Consider the following 17,464-nt stretch of genomic DNA (forward strand, 5'->3'; position numbering starts at 1 on the left):
ATCGTCATGCCCGGTATTCGGCGGCCAACGGGCAGGCGAATGGATCTCGGGCGCCGAGTCCGACGCGGTTCAGATAACGTACGACGATCCGGTAGGAACCGAACAGGCTCGTCTCGGTGTAGGCAACCTGGTGACGTGCACAAAACTCCCGCACGATGGGCTGGGCCCGCCGGAGGTTCGGGCGCGGCATACTCGGGAACAGATGGTGCTCGATCTGGTAATTCAGCCCCCCGAGCGCGAAGTCAGTGGCCCAACCGCCGCTGACGTTCCGGGACATCAGCACCTGACGGCGCAGGAAGTCAGTCTTCTCGTGGATAGGGACAATGGGCATACCCTTGTGATTCGGCGCGAACGATCCACCAAGCAGCAGACCGAACAGCCCCATCTGGATGCCGAAGAACGCCGCCGCCTTTCCCGGTGGCAGCACGATCAGTAGCACGGTGAGGTAGCCACCCAGGCGAACGGCCAAGAACGACGCCTCGGTCCACCGATGTTTCAAGGCCTCCCGGCTCGCGACCCGCTGGATGCTGGCCACGTGCAGCGCCAAACCTTCCAGGAGGAGCAGCGGAAAGAACAGGTAGCCCTGCCTGCGGGCGAACCGGTGGGCCAGACCGGTCCGACGGCGAGCGTCGTCGGGCGTGAAAACCAAAGCCCCGGCACCGATATCAGGATCCGATCCGACCTTGTTGGGATTGGCATGGTGGCGGTTGTGTTTGGTCAGCCACCACCCATAACTCAGTCCGGTGAACAGGCCTGAGAATACCCGCGCAGACCATTCGTTCCACCGATGTGAGGCGAATATCTGGCGGTGAGCGCCGTCATGGCCCAGAAAGCCGAATTGGGTGAGCACCACTGCCAGCACGGCGGCCAGAATGAGCTGGAACCAGGAATTGCCCAGGAGTGCGAACCCCACCCATACCCCGGCGAAGGCCAGCGTCATCAAGACGATCATCGTCCAGTAGTAACCGTATCGCCTCTTGAGCAGGTCAGATGCCTTGATCTCGTGAGACAGCTCAGCGAATTTGCTGATATAACGTTCGCGCCTCGAGCCGGCGGGTAAACCCGGCAGCGTGGCCGTCGTGTCACTGACTGGCAGGTCAGATGCGTTGGCTGTTGACGATGTTCCAGGGGTCATGGGAACCCACCGTTCTGTGTATCGACGAAGCCTTAGCAGTGGATCCACTGGTACGGCGAAGCGCGCCGGATGGGCCGGCGCTCATGGTTGATTGTGGTGACTCGATTGATCACCTGGAGGTCGTGATCGTCGACCTGAGGTCGTGACCGTTGACCTATTGAGCCAGCCTCCCTAAGGCCAAGTCTACGCGTGATACAGGCATAGGCAATGATTCCGCGTGGCCAGCGACGTCGTGCCACCAGCAGCCGTGTCGCAGAAGCGCGACCGGGCTACACCCGTCGTGACGCGGCGTAGTGCGCGGGGGTGGTGCCGACATATCTCTTGAAGTGCCTAGTGAGATGAGCTTGGTCGTAGAAGCCGGCCCGGATGGCCACGTCGGTGGGGCGTATACCCGTTAGCAGCAGCCCACGGGCCAGCTCCACTCGGCGGCCGATCAGATAGACGTGTGGCGGCAACCCGAAGCGAGCCGAGAACGTCCGGACGAGGTGGGTGGGATGTGCATGCAACCGCTCCGCCGCCTGCCGCAATGACAACCCGGAGCCGATGTGGGTGTCCAGCAACTCACGCAGATCCTCGGCCAACCCTGGCCGAGGCGGCTCGGCGGCGGGGCGTTGCCGGCGCAAATGCCGCTCCAGTCGGTCGGCGACCAGCGCCAACCGACTGTCCGCCTCCAGAACCTCACCAGGATGCGCCAGCGCCTGATGGAGTTGGTGGATACGGCGGCGCAGCAACGCGTCGGTGATACTCGGATCGTCGACCGCGGGTCCGATGAGGTCGTCGTCGAGCACCGACGAGTCCAGATACAACACTCGTTTGCGGAATCCCCGCGGGGTGACCGTGCGCCCGTCGTGCACGACATGGGGCGGCAGCAACGTCACCGTCGGCCGTAGGGCGCCGTGCGGATGCCGGTCGAGCGCGTAGCTGATGGCACCGTCGTCCACGATCAGCAAGGTCCATGTCAGATGTGTGTGTGCCGGGTACGCGTGATCGACGAAGCCAGCGTGGAACACCTCGGTGATGCCGTCGATGGTCGGCCGCCAGGCATGGACCCCGGCAGCGGGCGGATCGGTGCGGCAGTACACGCAAAAAACGTACAAGCCCCTGGGCGGGTGTGCCACCAACCATGGAGCTATGAGCAGTAATGAAACCCAGCCGGCCGTCGATTCACCAGCTGCCGAGCCCGTCCGGTTCGCCACTAAGATCGCGGTTCTGCTGCGCGACGACCTGGAGTTGTGGCAGCGATTGAACGTGACCGCCTTCGTGGTCAGCGGGCTTGCGAGCGCCGATCCGGAGCTGATCGGCGAACCGTACGAGGACGCCGACGGTACAACCTATCTGCCCATGTTCCGGCAGCCGGTCATGATCTTCTCCGGTGCCAAGGAGGTGATGGCCCGGGCGCACGCGAAAGCGTTGGACCGCGGTCTCAGGTTTGCCGTGTTCACCAGCGAACTGTTCGAGACCGGTAACGACCGCGACAATCGGGCCGCCGTCCGGGCCGTCGCGCGGGATCAGCTCGACGTGGTCGGGATGGCAATCCATGGCCCGAAGAACTCGGTAGACAAGATCATCAAGGGCGCGACCCTCCACCACTGACTGCACCTGATCTCCGTTTGTGCGCCTGATCTTTTCCATGGCGACGATCAGATGCACAAGCGGCGGAAACCTCGCTGGTCAACGCGCCACGACAGCACCGAATCACGTCTCACGATGTGAACCGAAGACGATCAGATGCATCAACCGGTCTGTGCGGTCCGTTTGCGCATCTGATCGCCGGCGCGACCGGCGTGAGCGGGGCTGCGACTCACGTGGAACGGCCGACTGAGAGGTGCGAGCACGCATCCATCTGTCCTACTGGCCAGCTTCGGGCACGCCTCTTTTCGGCTCCGCCGCGCACAACACCCGGATGGCTCTTCGGGCCCCTTGATTGCGGCTGCTAGAACCCCACAGCCTGTGGATCAGTCCGATGTTTGATGTCCCCGACCCGACCGAACCGACTCGGTGGTACGTACGCAGGTAGTCCCCGTACGAGAAGCCGGCCCTCATTTCGGCTGGCCCTGCCGTCAGGAGGAACTGCTCTCGGCGGCAAACGCGCACCGCGTCACGGCATGGTGAACCAGCCCCGCTCACGCCGGTCGCACCGGCGATCAGATGCGCAAACGGACCGCACAGACCGGTTGATGCATCTGATCGTCTTCGGTTCACATCGTGAGACGTGATTCGGTGCTGTCGTGGCGCGTTGACCAGCGAGGTTTCCGCCGCTTGTGCATCTGATCGTCGCCATGGAAACGATCAGGCGCACAAACGGAGATCAGGTGCACAACGGGTGGCTAGTGGTGGGAGCTTGTTGTGGCTCGCTCGAAAGACGCCCGGATTTCTTCTTCCGCGGCGGCACGACCCACCCATGAAGCGCCCTCAACCGACTTGCCCGGCTCGAGATCCTTGTACACCTCGAAGAAGTGCTGGATCTCCAACCGGTCGAATTCCGGGACGTCGTTGATGTCGGTGAACTGGTTCTTGCGGGGGTCGTCGGCCGGCACACACAACACTTTGTCGTCGCCGCCGGCCTCGTCGGTCATCCGGAACATGGCGATGGCTCGGCAGCGAATAAGGCAGCCGGGGAACGTCGGCTCCTCGATGAAGACCAAGGCGTCGAGCGGGTCGCCGTCCAGCCCAAGGGTGTTGTCGATGAAGCCGTAGTCATGGGGGTAGCGCGTCGACGTGAATAATCGGCGGTCGAGCCGGATCCGACCGGTCTCGTGATCCACCTCGTACTTGTTCCGGCTGCCTGCCGGAATCTCGATGGTGACGTCGAACTCCACCGCCGCACCTTCCTGGTTGCCGCTACCGCTCATCATGCCAGTCTGGCTTACTCGGCCGCCCGCGAACCGATTGACCCGTGTTCGATTCGTCACGTCTGCCGATGGCCCTCCCGACCTCAGCCACCGGCTCGCAGCGGTGATGGTTGCCTATCTCAGCGGTGATGGTGGGCTTACTCAGTGGTGACGCGGCCTGTTTCGCCGGTGAGGGCGTGCCGTCGGTGGCGGTCCAGGGCACTAGTCTGAGTTGTCCCCGTTTCTGGGGTGTGTCGGTGGAGAGAGCGAGATGTCTAGGCGAGATCGGTCCAAGCGGCGCAAGTCCCGGCGCAGGCTGTTGTGGGCGGCCGGTGGTGTAGTCGCCGTCGGCGCCGCGGTCGGTGCCGGTGTCCTAGGGCCAGATCTGCTCGCGTCGGAACCGGCCGTGAAGGTGGCTGGGGTGTTGTCTCTGCCGGGCATCGATCCCGGTTGGCCGGCGGCCGACGTAGTGCTGTCCGCTGCCCGCGCGGACGGTGACCCGGTCGACGATGTCGCCGGCCGCATCGACGTGTTGGCCGGCGCCGCCGAGCTGGGGGGCCACGTAGGTGTCGCCGTGGCTGAACTCGGGTCCGGCGAGGTGGTTTATGAGTCGAACGTCTCCGACGGGTTTATCCCGGCGAGCACCATGAAGATCCTGACGTCGGTGGCGGCTCTGGACGTGCTGGGCCCCGACCACCAGTTCGTCACGGGCGTGGTGATGGGCGACGGCGGTTCGGCCGAGGCGGCCGACATCACCCTGGTCGGCGGCGGCGATCCGATGTTGGCCTCCAGCGCGGACGCCGCCACCGTGCCCGGGGCGGCGAGCCTCGATCAGCTAGCCGCCGCCACGGCCGAGGTGTTAGCCGCCGAAGGCATCGATGCGGTCCGCTTGAGCTTCGACGATGCCCTCTTCACCGGACCCGCGATCGATCCGGACTGGCGGTCCACGTACGTGCCCAACGGTGTGGTGGCGCCGGTCAGCGCGCTGTCGGTCGACGGTGGTCGGAGGGATCCCGGGCTCCGCCAGCGTGCGGATGACCCCGCGCAGGCTGCGGCCCAAGTGTTCGCCGGTGCCCTCGAGGACGAGGGCATCGAGATTCTCGACGACCCTCGTCGGGCGTCGGCGGCCGACGACGCCCCGGAACTGGTGGCCGCGTCGTCGCCGCCACTGTCGACGATCGTGGAGTATGTGATGCGTACCAGCGACAACGATGCCGCCGAGCACCTCCATCGGCACGTGGCGTTGGGGTCCGGTCGCGACGGCTCGTCGGCAGAGGCGGCCGCGGCGACGGAAGACGTCCTCGCTGGCCTCGGCATCGAACTGGCCGGCGTCGACATCCGGGATGGCAGTGGTCTGGCCAGGGGAAACTCTGTCACGGCCGGTGCGTTGGTGGCAGCGTTGGAGGTCGCGGCGGACGTGGATCGCCCGGATCTGCGGCCGGTCCTGGGGGGTTTGCCGGTGGCCGGGTTCACCGGCACGCTGGCTGAACGAGCCGCCGACGGCGGGGCGGGTTACGTGCGCGCGAAAACCGGAACACTCACCGGGGTGCACAGTCTGGCTGGGATCGCGGCAGGCGCCGATGGGCCCGCGTACGCGTTCGCGGTCCTGGCCGACGATGCCAGCGACGCGCTGGCCGCCCGGGCCGCCCTCGATCGGCTCGCGGCCGGGCTCGTGCGCTCCTCGCCGTAGGGTGCGCGCACCCCGGCAGGCCCGGTCAGGCGGAACACGCCCTTGTCTCGTAGCGGGGCCGTCAGGTGACGTAGCGTGAAGACATGCCCACACACGATGCTGGTCCGGAGTTCGTCGATTGGGACCTCGCGGCGAGGACTGGCCGGCGGTTGGCCGGTTCCGGTCCACCGGTGAGCCCCGCCCAGGCGGAGTCCGCCGTGGCCGACCTGCGTCGGTTCGCGGCCGAGGCCGAGGGGCATGTCCGCCGGGTGACCGGCTTGGACGGGTCGTCGGCGTCCGCGCCGGTGGTGGTGGTCGACCGGGGCGGCTGGATCGCCGCCAATACCGAAAGCCTGCGCACAGTGGTGGCGCCGCTCATGCGCAAGCTTCACCATGCGCGTGAGCAGCGGCCCACCAACCCGTTTGACTACCTCGGGCCGAAGGCCACCGGCGTCGAGACGGGGATCTTCCTGGCGTTCATCGCCGGACGGGTGCTCGGCCAGTTCGATCCGTTCCATCGGGGTGCCGACGCTGAACTCGGGCGATTGCTGCTGGTGGCGCCCAATGTCGTCCATGTGGAGCGGGAGTTGGACGTCTCTACGGACGATTTCCGGTTGTGGGTGTGCCTGCACGAGGAGACCCACCGGGTGCAGTTCACGGCGGTGCCGTGGCTGAGGGACCACCTGGAGAACGAGATCAAAGACTTCGTGGCGGCCACTCAGGTCGACAGCGGCGCTTTGACCGCCAATCTGCGCGAGTTGGTCCAGGCGTTGCTGAGGGCGGTCCGCGGTGAGCGGGAGAAGCTGAACCTGCTGGACCTGATGCAGTCGCCGGAGCAGAGGGCCGTTGTGCGGCGGGTGACGGCGTTGATGTCGCTGCTGGAAGGGCACGCCGACGTCGTGATGGACCGGGTGGGCCCCGACATCGTGCCGAGTGTCGAGACTATCCGCCGCCGGTTCCAACGGCGCCGGCGCGGCGCGTCCGGTGCGGATAGGGCCGTGCGACGAGTGTTGGGTATGGAAGCCAAGATGCGGCAGTACCGTGATGGAGCCGCCTTCGTCAACGTCGTCGTCGATCGTGTTGGCATGGAGGGGTTCAACCAGGTGTGGGTATCCGCTGAGCATTTGCCGTCGATGGACGAGATCGCCGATCCGTCGGCGTGGATTGAGCGAGTCCACGGCTAGCCGGGGGCCGGGTATGGCTGAACCACGGCTGGAGGTGCGCCGCGCGGTGCGTGCCGTGCTGGCCGAGGTGGGCTCGGCCGCGCCCAACCACCAGACCGCGCCGGTGGTGTTGGTGGCCTGTTCGGGTGGTGCGGACTCGTTGGCGCTGGCGGCGGCGTTGGCCGCGGAGGCACCCAGGGCCGGAGTGGTGGCCGGCGGGGTTGTCGTCGATCACGGGCTCCAGGCAGGTTCGGCCGGCCGCGCGCGGACGGTCGGCGCTGTGCTCGCCCGTTGGGGCCTCGATCCGGTGGAGGTGATCCACGTCCGGGTCGGCCCAGGCCCCGGCGGGCCCGAGGGGCGGGCCCGGGGAGCACGGTATGCCGTTCTCGACGCGGCCGCCGAACGGCACCAGGCGATGGGGGTGTTGCTCGGACACACGATGGACGACCAAGCCGAGACGGTCCTGTTGGGCCTGGCCCGTGGTGCCGGTGCGCGCTCCCTGGGCGGGATGGCGCCGCGGCATGGCCGCTACCGACGGCCGCTGCTGCGGATGGCGCGGGAAGTTGTCCGCGCGGCCATCCCTGATGAGGTCGATCCCTGGGAAGACCCCCACAACGCCGACCCGGCGTTCACCCGCTCCCGGGTCCGGCACCAGGTTCTGCCGATCTTGGAGAAGGAGCTGGGGCCGGGGGTCGCAGCCGCGTTGGCGCGTACCGGTGAGCTGTTGCGCGCGGATGCCGACGTACTGGATGAGTTGGCTCACCAGGTCCGCATCGACGTGACCCGTCCCGGTGGCGGGCTCGACGTCGGTGAGCTGGCTGGGTTGCCGCGCGCCGTGCGATGGCGGGTGCTGCGCGCCGCCGCCATCGATGCCGGGTGCCCCCCGACCGACCTCACGGCCGCGCACATCGAGGCCGTTGACGCGCTGGTGACGGCATGGCGCGGGCAAAAGGGGATCGATCTGCCCGGCGCGATCCGGATCCGCCGCAGAACGAGCCGGCTCGTCTTCGAACCATCCGGCTGAGCCGGGCTGGACCCTTCAGGAGGACATCGATGGTTGACACGCCCGAGGTGCGGGTGGCAGTGGTCGGGCTCGGCTTGATCGCCCAGGCGGTGCACCTGCACAATCTGCACACCCTGCGGGATCGGTTTGCTGTCACGCATGCGTGTGACGCCTCGCCTCGGCTCGCCGAGCAGGTGGCCGCCGAGTGGGGGATTCCGCGGCACTCCACTGACGTCGCGGCGGTCCTGGCCGACTCAGATGTCGACGCCGTGTTGCTGTTGACTCCGGGCACCCACGCCCAGCTAGCCCGACGGGCGTTGGATGCCGGCAAACACGTGCTGGCGGAGAAGCCGTTCGCCCACACGGTGGCCGAGTGCGTCGAACTGGACCGGCTTGCCCAGCAGCGGGATCGAGTGCTCCAGATCGCCTATATGAAGATGTACTACCCGGTGCTGGCCCGTGCCCGTCAGGCGTTGGACCGCATCGGTGACGTCCGTCTGGTTCGGGTCACCGTGTTGCATCCCGACCACGACGGCCAGTTCGCTCACCAGCGGAAACTCAGCTACGCCGACGTCGATGCCAGCACCGTGGCGGCGGCGCGGGCCTACGAGTCCGACCGGCTCGACGAGGCGCTCGGTGCGCTCGGAGAGCCGTTCCGGTCGATCTATCGTGACGTCCTGCAGGGTTCGGTGTGTCACGAGATGTCGTTGCTTCGTGCGATCTTCGGCGAGTTGCCGGTTCAATTCGGCCACGCCCAGGTTGGGGCGGCCGACCCCGGTGAGCAGCTGGCCGATCCGCCGCAGATCCAAGCGCTCGGCCGGCTCGGCCCGGCGCAGCTGTTGTTGTCGTGGAACTGGCTGCCTGGTTACGCGGAGTACACGGAGGAAGTCGCCGTGTTCGGATCGGCCGGCCGGATCCGGGTGTCTATGCCGGGCCCCTACCTTCGCGACCATCGGGCCGAAGTGGTGGTCGAGCGGATGGACGCGGGCGAGCCGATCACCGAACGGTACGTCGCCGAGCATCGCACGGGGTTCGTCCATGAGTTGCTCGCCTTCCACGCGTCGGTGGTCGAGGGGGCACCCGTACTGTCGACGGCGGCCGGCGCGGCCTACGACACCAGTGCGTTGCAAGGGGTGGCGGCGGCGTTGGCGGCTGGATACGGGGTGGAAATCGGTGGCGAGGCGGGAAGCCGCGGTCGGGTATGGCAGGCTTCGTAGCGTGGAACCGCAGCATGTAGACGCCGACATCGAGAAGGTCATCCTCACCGAGGACGACATCCAAAGCCGGCTGGCGGAGATGGCCGCCGAGATCGAGCGCGACTATGAGGGCCGGGAGCTGTTGCTCGTCGGTGTCCTCAAGGGCGCGGTCATGGTGATGGCGGACCTGTCCCGACATCTGTCCCGGCATGTCGAGATCGACTGGATGGACGTCTCCTCGTATGGCTCGGGGACCCGGTCCAGCGGTGTGGTCCGGATCATCAAGGATCTAGACGCCGACATCACTGGTCGGCACGTGCTCGTGGTCGAGGACATCATCGACACCGGTCTCACGTTGTCGTGGCTGATCTCCAACCTGCGTTCCAGGGGGCCGGCGTCGGTGGAGATCTGCACCGTGCTGCGTAAACCGGAGGCGGCCAAGACGGACGTGGATGTCAAGTATGTCGGTTTCGACATACCGAACTCGTTCGTCGTCGGCTACGGCCTCGACTTCGCCGAGCGGTACCGGAACCTGCGTGTGGTGGCCACACTGGCGCCACACATGTACACCTGATCTGGTTGACGCGGCGGTCCGCCCGATGGTCAGGGTGGTGCGGATGGTCGGAGTACGCACGTGCAGGGTATCGTCGTAAAGATCCGACACCTTCGGCTGAGCGCGTCGGTCAGCGCGTCGTGCCAGCCGGATGTGGACCCGACTCAGCAGGAGGAACGGGGTCCTGCCCCGCATCATGAACGCTAAGCGATTTGTGCGACCGGCGATATGGTTCATCATGTTCGTCTTCGTGGCGATCATGCTGAACAGTTTCCTGTCGAGAGGTGACGGTCCGGAGCACGTCGACACGGCACGAGCCGTCCAGGAGGTCGAGGACGGCAACGTCGCCTCGGCGCTGATCACCGGTGGCGACGTCCAGCGGATCGAGCTGACGCTGAAGAACGACGAGGAGATCTGGGCGTACTACGTCGAAGGCCAGGCCCTCGAGCTCGAGAGCGAGCTGCGAGATCAGAGCCGCGACGGGACACTCACCGAGGGTTATGACGTCGATATCCCTCAATCGAACCCGTGGATGGCGGTGCTTGGAACGGTCCTACCGCTCCTGCTTCTGGTCGCCTTGATCATCTTCTTCATCAGCCGCATGCAGGGTGCTGGCGGCCGGATGATGCAGTTCGGTAAGAACAAAGCCAAGCTCGCGTCCAAAGACGCACCCAAAACCACGTTCGCCGACGTCGCCGGCGCCAACGAGGCGATCGAGGAGTTGCAGGAGATCAAGGAGTTCCTGCAGGAGCCGGCCAAGTTCCAAGCCGTCGGGGCCAAGATCCCCAAGGGTGTCCTGCTGTACGGCCCGCCGGGAACGGGAAAAACGCTGCTGGCCCGTGCGGTGGCCGGCGAAGCCGGAGTACCGTTCTACTCGATCTCCGGCTCCGATTTCGTGGAGATGTTCGTCGGTGTCGGCGCCTCCCGGGTCCGAGATCTGTTCAAGGAGGCCAAGGAGAACGCCCCGGCCATCGTCTTCGTCGACGAGATCGACGCGGTTGGCCGGCACCGCGGTGCGGGTATGGGCGGCGGCCACGACGAACGTGAGCAGACGTTGAACCAGCTGCTCGTCGAGATGGACGGCTTCGACGTCAAGACCAACGTCATCCTGATCGCCGCTACCAACCGGCCGGACATCTTGGACCCAGCCCTGCTGCGCCCAGGTCGCTTCGACCGGCAGATCGCCGTTGGCGCACCTGACCTCGACGGTCGGCACAAGATCCTCGAGGTGCATTCCCGGGGTAAACCCTTGGCGCCAGACGTCGACCTGATGACGGTGGCCCGCCGGACCCCTGGGTTCAGCGGCGCCGACCTGGCCAACGTCCTCAACGAGGCAGCCCTGTTGGCGGCCCGCAACGACTCCAAGGTCATCACGCCCAAGTTCATGGACGAGGCGATCGACCGGGTCGTCGCTGGCCCGCAGAAGAGCTCGCGGCTGATGAAGGACGAAGAGAAACGCATCACCGCCTACCACGAGGGTGGCCATGCGCTGGTCGCGGCGGCGTTGCACCACACGTACCCCGTGCACAAGGTCACCATCCTGCCCCGTGGTGGCGCACTCGGATACACCATGGTGTTGCCGGACGAGGACAAGTACTCGACCACCCGCAACGAGATGCTCGATCAGCTCGCGTACATGCTCGGCGGCCGGGCCGCGGAGGAGCTGGTGTTCCACGACCCGACCACCGGGGCAGCCAATGACATCGACAAGGCGTCCACGCTGGCCAGAAGGATGGTCACCCAGTACGGCATGACCGAACGGTTGGGCGCCATCAAGTTCGGCTCCGACAGCTCCGAGCCGTTCTTGGGTAAGGAGATGGGCCACCAGCGTGATTACTCCGAGGAGATCGCCGGTCAGGTAGACGAAGAGGTCCGTAAGCTCATCGAGACCGCACACCAGGAGGCGTACGACATCCTGGTCGAGAACCGCGACATCCTCGACACTCTCGTCGTGGCGTTGTTGGAGCGTGAGACCCTCAACAAGGAGGAGGTCGCGGAGATCTTCGCCGAGATTCGCAAACACTCGCGGCGCCCAGCCTGGACCGGCTCGCCCACGCGTAAACCGTCCGAACTCGGGCCGGTCGACGTTCCAGTGAAGATCTCCACCAACGGTTCCGAAGCAGACCACGAGGAGCCGGCCGCCATCGGCGCGAGCGAGCCATCAGGCTCCGCCGAACACACCGCGGCTACCGAAAACCACACCAAGGATTGAGCGGGTGGGCGACACGGCGCGGAGTCCGGACGACGGGGGCCGGGTCTTCGATCACGCGAGGGTCGAGGTGGCTGTGCGTGAGCTGCTGGCCGCCATCGGTGAGGACCCGGACCGGGAAGGACTCCTGGATACCCCGGCCCGGGTCGCCCGTGCCTACGAGGAGATGTTCCGCGGACTGGCGCAGGATCCCGCGCATGCCTTGACCACCACGTTCGAGCTGGGACACGACGAGATGATCCTGGTCAAGGACATCGAGTTGGCGTCTATGTGCGAGCACCACCTGGTCCCGTTCTACGGGCTGGCGCACGTGGGATATATCCCCGGCCCGGACGGACGCATCACCGGGCTGTCCAAGCTGGCTCGGTTAGTCGACGTGTTCGCGAAACGTCCCCAGGTCCAAGAGCGGCTGACCACTCAGGTGGCAGACTCGTTGCTCGATCTGCTCAAACCAGCCGGTGTCATCGTCGTGGTGGAGGCCGAGCACCTGTGCATGACGATGCGCGGAGTCCGGAAGCCAGGGTCCAAGACGGTTACCAGTGCGGTTCGGGGCCAGCTACGCAACCCCGCCACCCGCCAGGAAGCGATGAGCCTGATCATCGGTCGGTGAGTGCCGGGCCGGCCCGCCACGTCTAGGTGAGTGCCAGGCCCGGCACGCCACGTCCAGGAGGGCCAGGCCCGGCACGCCACGTCTAAAGGATCGGTGCTGGGACGTAGGCGGCCGCCTCGGGGTGAGCCGCGGCGACGTCCTCCACTCGCTGGATGACGGTGGCTACCTGCGTGGCCGCCGCTCCGGTGAAGTCCATCGGACGGGCGACCAACGCGTCGAGTTCCGCGGCGTCGATGCCCAGGCGTGGGTCGCCAGCGAGGCGGTCGAGAAGATCGTTGCGGTCGGCGCCATGCTCGCGCATGTTCAAGGCCACCTCAACGGCGTGTTTCTTGATGACCTCATGTGCGGTCTCGCGGCCCACCCCGGCCTTGACCGCGGCCATCAACACCGCGGTGGTGGCCAGGAAGGGTAGGTAGCGGTCCAGCTCGCGGCTGATCACAGCGGGGTACGCACCGAACTCGTCGAGCACGGTCAGGAAGGTCTCGAATAGGCCGTCCACGGCGAAGAATCCGTCCGGTAGTGCCACCCGACGCACGACGGAGCAGAACACGTCGCCCTCGTTCCACTGGGCGCCGGCCAGTTCGGCGGTCATGGAGGCGTAACCGCGGAGGACGACGGCCAGCCCGTTGACCCGCTCGCAGGACCGGGTATTCATCTTGTGCGGCATGGCACTGGAGCCGACCTGGCCCGGCTGAAACCCTTCGGTGGCGAGTTCGTGCCCGGCCATCAACCGGATGGTGGTGGCCAGGCTGGATGGTCCGGCGGTGGCCTGGACAAGAGCAGACAAGACGTCGTGGTCGAGGGAGCGCGGGTACACTTGCCCGACGCTGGTGAGCACTCTGGCGAAACCCAGATGAGCGGCCACTCTCCGTTCGAGTTCGGTCAGCCGGGCTGGATCCCCGTCGAGCAGGTTCAGCATGTCTTGGGCGGTTCCGACGGGGCCCTTGATGCCCCGCAGAGGGTAGCGCTCGATCAGCGACGTCAGGCGTTCGTAGGCGATGAGGAGCTCGTCGGCGGCGCTGGCGAACCGTTTGCCGAGGGTGGTGGCTTGGGCCGCCACATTGTGGCTACGCCCGGCCATCACGGTGCCCGAGTGTTCACCGGCCCGGGCAGCCAGGCGCACCAGGGTGGCCACCGTGCGGTCGCGGATCAGCTCCAGAGACTGCCGGATCTGCAACTGTTCAACGTTCTCGGTGAGATCGCGGCTGGTCATGCCCTTGTGGACATGTTCGTGCCCGGCGAGGGAGTTGAACTCCTCGATGCGCGCTTTGACGTCGTGGCGGGTAATACGTTCTCGCGCGGCGATGCTGTCCAGGTCGACCTGTTCTATCACCGCCTCGTAGGAGTCGATGACACCAGCCGGGATGTCGACCCCGAGATCGCGCTGCGCCTGGAGTACGGCTAGCCAGAGCCGTCGTTCAAGGATGATCTTGTGCTCGGCAGACCAGAGTCGAGTGAGCCCGGGGGAGGCGTAGCGAGTGGCGAGGACGTCGGGTACGAGGGGTTTCTCAGGCACGTCGCCCATTCTTCCGTATTCCCCGTTCAGCTTGCAGGAGACGGTGATTCCCGGAGGGCGCGGCGTGGGTATGGTCGGTCTCAGCCCCCGAGGTGGGGTCGACGTACGAAACCGTGATCGGTCCGGCCGTCCCGCAGGGCACTAGGTAAATTCACAACACGAGGGCGAGGACACGTGAACCGTCCGATTCGCATCGGCGTGCAAATGCAACCACAACACGCGGACTACAAGCGCATCCGTATGGCTGTCGTCGAAGCCGAGGAGACCGGCGTCGACATGATCTTCAACTGGGATCACTTCTTCCCGCTGAGCGGTGATGCCGAAGGGCTGCACTTCGAGTGTTGGACGATGCTCGGATCCTGGGCCGAGATCACGTCCCGGGCCGAGATCGGCGCGTTGGTCACCTGCAATAGCTACCGGAACCCAGATCTGCTGGCGGACATGGCCCGCACCGTCGACCACATGAGTGACGGCCGACTGATTCTCGGCATCGGAGCTGGCTGGTTCCAACGCGACTATGACGAGTACGGATTCGAGTTCGGCACCCCCGGGTCGCGGCTGGCCGATCTCGCTGACGCCTTGCCCCGCATCCGGGCCCGATGGCGCAAACTCAACCCGCTGCCCACACGGAACATCCCGATCCTCATCGGCGGTGGTGGCGAGCGCAAGACGCTGCGTATGGTGGCCGAACACGCCGACATCTGGCATAGCTTCTCCGACGTGAACGCACTGGTCCGCAAGAGCCGGATCCTGGCCGATCATTGCGCCGACGTCGATCGCGACCGCACCAGGATCGAGCGGTCGGTGGCGGTGCCCGCGATTGGTACGACGGCGCCAGGTGAGTTCGCGGCGCCGTTGGTGGAGGCCGGCGCCACGATGTTCACCCTCGGTGTGTCGGGTCCGGATTACGATCTCAGCGCGGTCCGACGGTGGGTCGCGTGGCGTGACCAGTACAACGCCGCCACCGCTGGGTGAGTAGGGGCAGGTTCAGGCTGGGGGGGCTCAGAGCCGGCCGGCGTCGATGATGCGGGCCAGGAACTGCCGAGTGCGGGGTTCCACTGGGTCGCCCAGCACCTGTTCCGGCGGCCCCTGTTCGAGCACGGCGCCTTGATCGAGAAAACACACCCGGTCGGCTACCTGCCGGGCGAACCCCATCTCGTGGGTGGCCATCAGGATGGTCACCCCCTGCTCGGCGAGTTCCCGCACCAGACGTAGTACCTCACCCACCAACTCCGGATCGAGGGCACTGGTGACTTCGTCGAGCAATAGAAGCCGGGGGTCAGTCGCCAGAGCACGCACGATCGCGGCGCGCTGTTGCTGCCCGCCGGAGAGCCGATCGGGGTACTCGCCGGCCTTGTCCCGCAGTCCCACCCGGTCGAGGAGGTCCAGGGCCTGCTCCGCGGCTTGATCGCGGGGGAGGCCGTGAACCACCCGGGGCGCCAACGTGATGTTGTCGAGGACGGTCATGTGGGGGAACAGGTTGTAGGCCTGGAAGACCACTCCGATCCGGCGGCGGATTCGATCGACGTCTGCCCGTGGGTCGGTGATGTCCTCGCCGTCGAGCGTGATCACCCCGTCGTCGACCACCTCGAGAAGATTGACGCAGCGCATCAGGGTCGATTTACCCGACCCGGACGAGCCGATGACGGTGACCACCTGGTGTTCGGCCACCTCGAGATCGACCCCTCGTAGCACCTGGTGTTCACCGAAGAACTTGACTACGCCCTCGATCGACAGCACTGGCGGGCTCGCACTCATACCAGACCTCCAGCTTGCTGCCGGCGGGCCGCCCGGTTGGATACCCAGTCGGCGATCCGAGCCGATGGCACCGCGAGGAGAACGAAGAGTAATCCGGCGACGACGTAGGGAGTGAAGTTGAACGTCTGCGACACCTCGATCTGGGCCCGCCGGATGGCGTCGACCGCGCCCAGCACCGAGATCAGGCCTACGTCCTTTTGCAGGGCGACGAAGTCGTTGAGCAGCGGCGGCGTCACCTTCCGCACGGCTTGCGGAAGTACCACCATCCGCATGGTCTGCCGGTGGGTGAGCCCTAACGATCGAGCGGCCGCACGTTGGCTCGGGTGCACCGCTTCGATGCCGGCGCGGAACACCTCCGCCACATAGGCGGAGTAGGTCAGCACGAGTGCGATGGTGCCGAGCACGGCTGCCTGGGTCGGGATCCAGTCCAGCCGCAACGCGGGCAGCCCGAGACCTACCAGGTAGAGAACGATGAGCAGCGGCATGCCGCGAAACAGGTCGGTGTAGACCGTGGCCAGCAGCCGCAACGGGAGGAAGATCGGGCCCCGTAAGGTCCGGAGCAGCGCCAGGGCCAGCGCCACCACGACGACACACACGGCGGCCACGACGAGCACCCGGATGTTGAGCCACAACCCCTCCAGGATGGAGGGAAGGACCTCCCAGCCGTAGGAGACGTCGAAGAACGTCGCCTTCGTCCGTTCCCAGCCGGGGGCGTTGGTGACCGTGAGGTAGGCGACCACGGCGAAGATGAGAGTGCTGAGCAGGGCGACGACGGTCGACCGCCGGGCGCGGGAGCGCCGGTAGGCCCGGCGCTCCAGCTCCAGCGGGCTCGGCTCGTACAGGGGCGAGCTCACCGGACGCGTCAGGAGAGTTTCGGCACGTCGACGACGTCGGCGAGCCACTCCTGCTCGATGGCGTCGAGGGTGCCGTCGTCGCGCAGCGAGTCGACGGCCTGGGTAACGCAGTCGGTCAGCGGGCTGTCTTTGTCGAGCAGGAGCCCGAACTGTTCGACGTCGTCGCCGGTGTCGGGGAGTTGGCCGACGATGACGCCGTCCTCGATCTCGACCGCGGTGACGTAGAAGGCGGTGGGAAGGTCGACCACGAGCGCGTCGATCTGGCCGTTGGCCAGGGCCAGTTTGGCGTCGTCGTTGCTGTTGAAGACGGCCGGCTCGTTGTTCGGCTCGATGGCGCTGTTGATCGCTTGCAGGCTCGTGGTGCCGACCTGTGCGCCGATGTTGAGGTCACGTAGGTCGTCGAGGCTGCCGGCTTCGGCCGCCGGTGTACCTTCGAGCGCGACGACGGTCTGGGCCACGTCGTAGTAGGAGGACGAGAAGTCGACAGCCGCCTTGCGTTCCTCGGTGATCGAGAACTGGTTGATGTCGAAGTCGAAGTCTTTGGGGCCGGGTTGGATGGCGGCGTTGAAATCGACGCGGGTCCAAGTGACGTCGTCGGCTGCGTAGCCGAGGCGCTCGGCTACGGCGTAGGCCACAGCCCCCTCGAACCCCTCGCCGTTCTCCGGCTCGTTGTCGACGATCCATGGTCCGTACGCGGGCTGACCGGTGGCGATGGTTAATGTGCCAGAGGTCAGCGTGTCGAGGGCATCCGGGGTGCACTCACCGGTTGCCGCGGATGCGGTGTCCGTCGCGTCGTCGGTCGCGTCGTCGTCCGAACCGCACGCTGCGGTGAGCATCAGGGCGGCGAGCGGAATTCCGAGCAGGGGCATTCGGGACGTATGTCGCATGGGCCGATGGTATACCGGCTGTCCATATAGTGGGCGGGTGGGTTTCGGATCGTGGGCAGGGTAGTGACGGTACGCTTCGA

The 17,464-nt window shown here is 66.3% G+C and carries 16 protein-coding genes; 9 read left to right on the forward strand and 7 right to left on the reverse strand.

What is annotated here, in order from left to right; all coding sequences use genetic code 11:
• Positions 1–4 precede the first annotated feature (4 nt).
• Both G8760_RS14445 and G8760_RS14450 read right to left on the reverse strand, forming a co-directional pair.
• Positions 5–1,135 carry a fatty acid desaturase family protein gene (locus tag G8760_RS14445; protein WP_166352307.1) on the reverse strand — a complete coding sequence of 377 codons (1,131 nt, stop codon included), beginning with the start codon at positions 1,133–1,135 and terminating at the stop codon, positions 5–7.
• A gap of 269 nt (positions 1,136–1,404) precedes the next feature.
• On the reverse strand, positions 1,405–2,217 hold the full coding sequence (locus G8760_RS14450; RefSeq protein ID WP_166352309.1) for a helix-turn-helix domain-containing protein: 813 nt from the start codon (positions 2,215–2,217) through the stop codon (positions 1,405–1,407).
• Positions 2,218–2,266: 49 nt separating this feature from the next.
• On the opposite strand from G8760_RS14450, the gene G8760_RS14455 reads away from it, so the two are divergent.
• Entirely contained in the window at positions 2,267–2,728 is a 462-nt protein-coding gene (locus G8760_RS14455; protein WP_166352738.1) for a DUF2000 family protein, read from the forward strand.
• Positions 2,729–3,462: 734 nt separating this feature from the next.
• Here the strand turns inward: G8760_RS14455 and G8760_RS14460 are convergent.
• Positions 3,463–3,954 (reverse strand): inorganic diphosphatase, encoded by a 492-nt coding sequence (locus G8760_RS14460; RefSeq protein WP_166352740.1) that lies wholly within the window; start codon positions 3,952–3,954, stop codon positions 3,463–3,465.
• A gap of 283 nt (positions 3,955–4,237) precedes the next feature.
• Between G8760_RS14460 and dacB the strand changes: the two genes are divergently transcribed.
• The 7 genes from dacB to folE all read left to right on the forward strand — a co-directional run bounded on the left by dacB (position 4,238) and on the right by folE (position 12,369).
• Positions 4,238–5,656, forward strand: a complete 1,419-nt coding sequence (gene dacB, locus G8760_RS14465) for a D-alanyl-D-alanine carboxypeptidase/D-alanyl-D-alanine endopeptidase (protein ID WP_166352312.1) — start codon at positions 4,238–4,240, stop codon at positions 5,654–5,656.
• Positions 5,657–5,739: 83 nt separating this feature from the next.
• A complete protein-coding gene (locus tag G8760_RS14470) occupies positions 5,740–6,819 on the forward strand; it encodes a zinc-dependent metalloprotease (protein ID WP_166352314.1) in 1,080 nt (359 codons plus the stop codon).
• A 13-nt stretch (positions 6,820–6,832) separates the two neighbouring features.
• Positions 6,833–7,822, forward strand: a complete 990-nt coding sequence (gene tilS, locus G8760_RS14475; RefSeq protein ID WP_166352317.1) for a tRNA lysidine(34) synthetase TilS — start codon at positions 6,833–6,835, stop codon at positions 7,820–7,822.
• A 29-nt stretch (positions 7,823–7,851) separates the two neighbouring features.
• A complete protein-coding gene (locus tag G8760_RS30275) occupies positions 7,852–9,018 on the forward strand; it encodes a Gfo/Idh/MocA family protein (protein WP_246222552.1) in 1,167 nt (388 codons plus the stop codon).
• A gap of 1 nt (position 9,019) precedes the next feature.
• Positions 9,020–9,571: a hypoxanthine phosphoribosyltransferase gene (gene hpt / locus G8760_RS14480; protein ID WP_246222553.1), complete on the forward strand. Its 552-nt coding sequence runs from the start codon at positions 9,020–9,022 to the stop codon at positions 9,569–9,571.
• A gap of 175 nt (positions 9,572–9,746) precedes the next feature.
• The gene (gene ftsH / locus G8760_RS14485; protein WP_166352322.1) at positions 9,747–11,762 is read left to right on the forward strand and encodes an ATP-dependent zinc metalloprotease FtsH; all 2,016 of its coding nucleotides are present in this window, start codon (positions 9,747–9,749) and stop codon (positions 11,760–11,762) included.
• A gap of 4 nt (positions 11,763–11,766) precedes the next feature.
• Entirely contained in the window at positions 11,767–12,369 is a 603-nt protein-coding gene (gene folE, locus G8760_RS14490; RefSeq protein ID WP_166352325.1) for a GTP cyclohydrolase I FolE, read from the forward strand.
• Positions 12,370–12,451: 82 nt separating this feature from the next.
• Here the strand turns inward: folE and purB are convergent, their stop codons facing one another.
• Positions 12,452–13,885, reverse strand: coding sequence for an adenylosuccinate lyase (gene purB / locus G8760_RS14495; protein ID WP_166352328.1), 1,434 nt, complete (start codon positions 13,883–13,885; stop codon positions 12,452–12,454).
• Between the two features lie 174 nt (positions 13,886–14,059).
• On the opposite strand from purB, the gene G8760_RS14500 reads away from it, so the two are divergent.
• Positions 14,060–14,860 (forward strand): LLM class F420-dependent oxidoreductase, encoded by an 801-nt coding sequence (locus tag G8760_RS14500; RefSeq protein ID WP_166352330.1) that lies wholly within the window; start codon positions 14,060–14,062, stop codon positions 14,858–14,860.
• Positions 14,861–14,887: 27 nt separating this feature from the next.
• Here G8760_RS14500 and G8760_RS14505 read toward each other — a convergent pair whose 3' ends face one another.
• The 3 genes from G8760_RS14505 to G8760_RS14515 are packed head-to-tail and all read right to left on the reverse strand — an operon-like array spanning position 14,888 to position 17,384.
• Positions 14,888–15,643 carry an amino acid ABC transporter ATP-binding protein gene (locus G8760_RS14505; RefSeq protein ID WP_166352333.1) on the reverse strand — a complete coding sequence of 252 codons (756 nt, stop codon included), beginning with the start codon at positions 15,641–15,643 and terminating at the stop codon, positions 14,888–14,890.
• A complete protein-coding gene (locus tag G8760_RS14510) occupies positions 15,640–16,497 on the reverse strand; it encodes an amino acid ABC transporter permease (RefSeq protein WP_207782364.1) in 858 nt (285 codons plus the stop codon). The genes G8760_RS14505 and G8760_RS14510 overlap by 4 nt, the downstream gene beginning before the upstream one ends.
• Positions 16,498–16,505: 8 nt before the next feature.
• The gene (locus tag G8760_RS14515) at positions 16,506–17,384 is read right to left on the reverse strand and encodes an ABC transporter substrate-binding protein (protein ID WP_166352337.1); all 879 of its coding nucleotides are present in this window, start codon (positions 17,382–17,384) and stop codon (positions 16,506–16,508) included.
• Positions 17,385–17,464: the final 80 nt, after the last annotated feature.

The sequence above is a fragment of the Phytoactinopolyspora limicola genome (assembly GCF_011320225.1).
GTDB lineage: Bacteria > Actinomycetota > Actinomycetes > Jiangellales > Jiangellaceae > Phytoactinopolyspora > Phytoactinopolyspora limicola.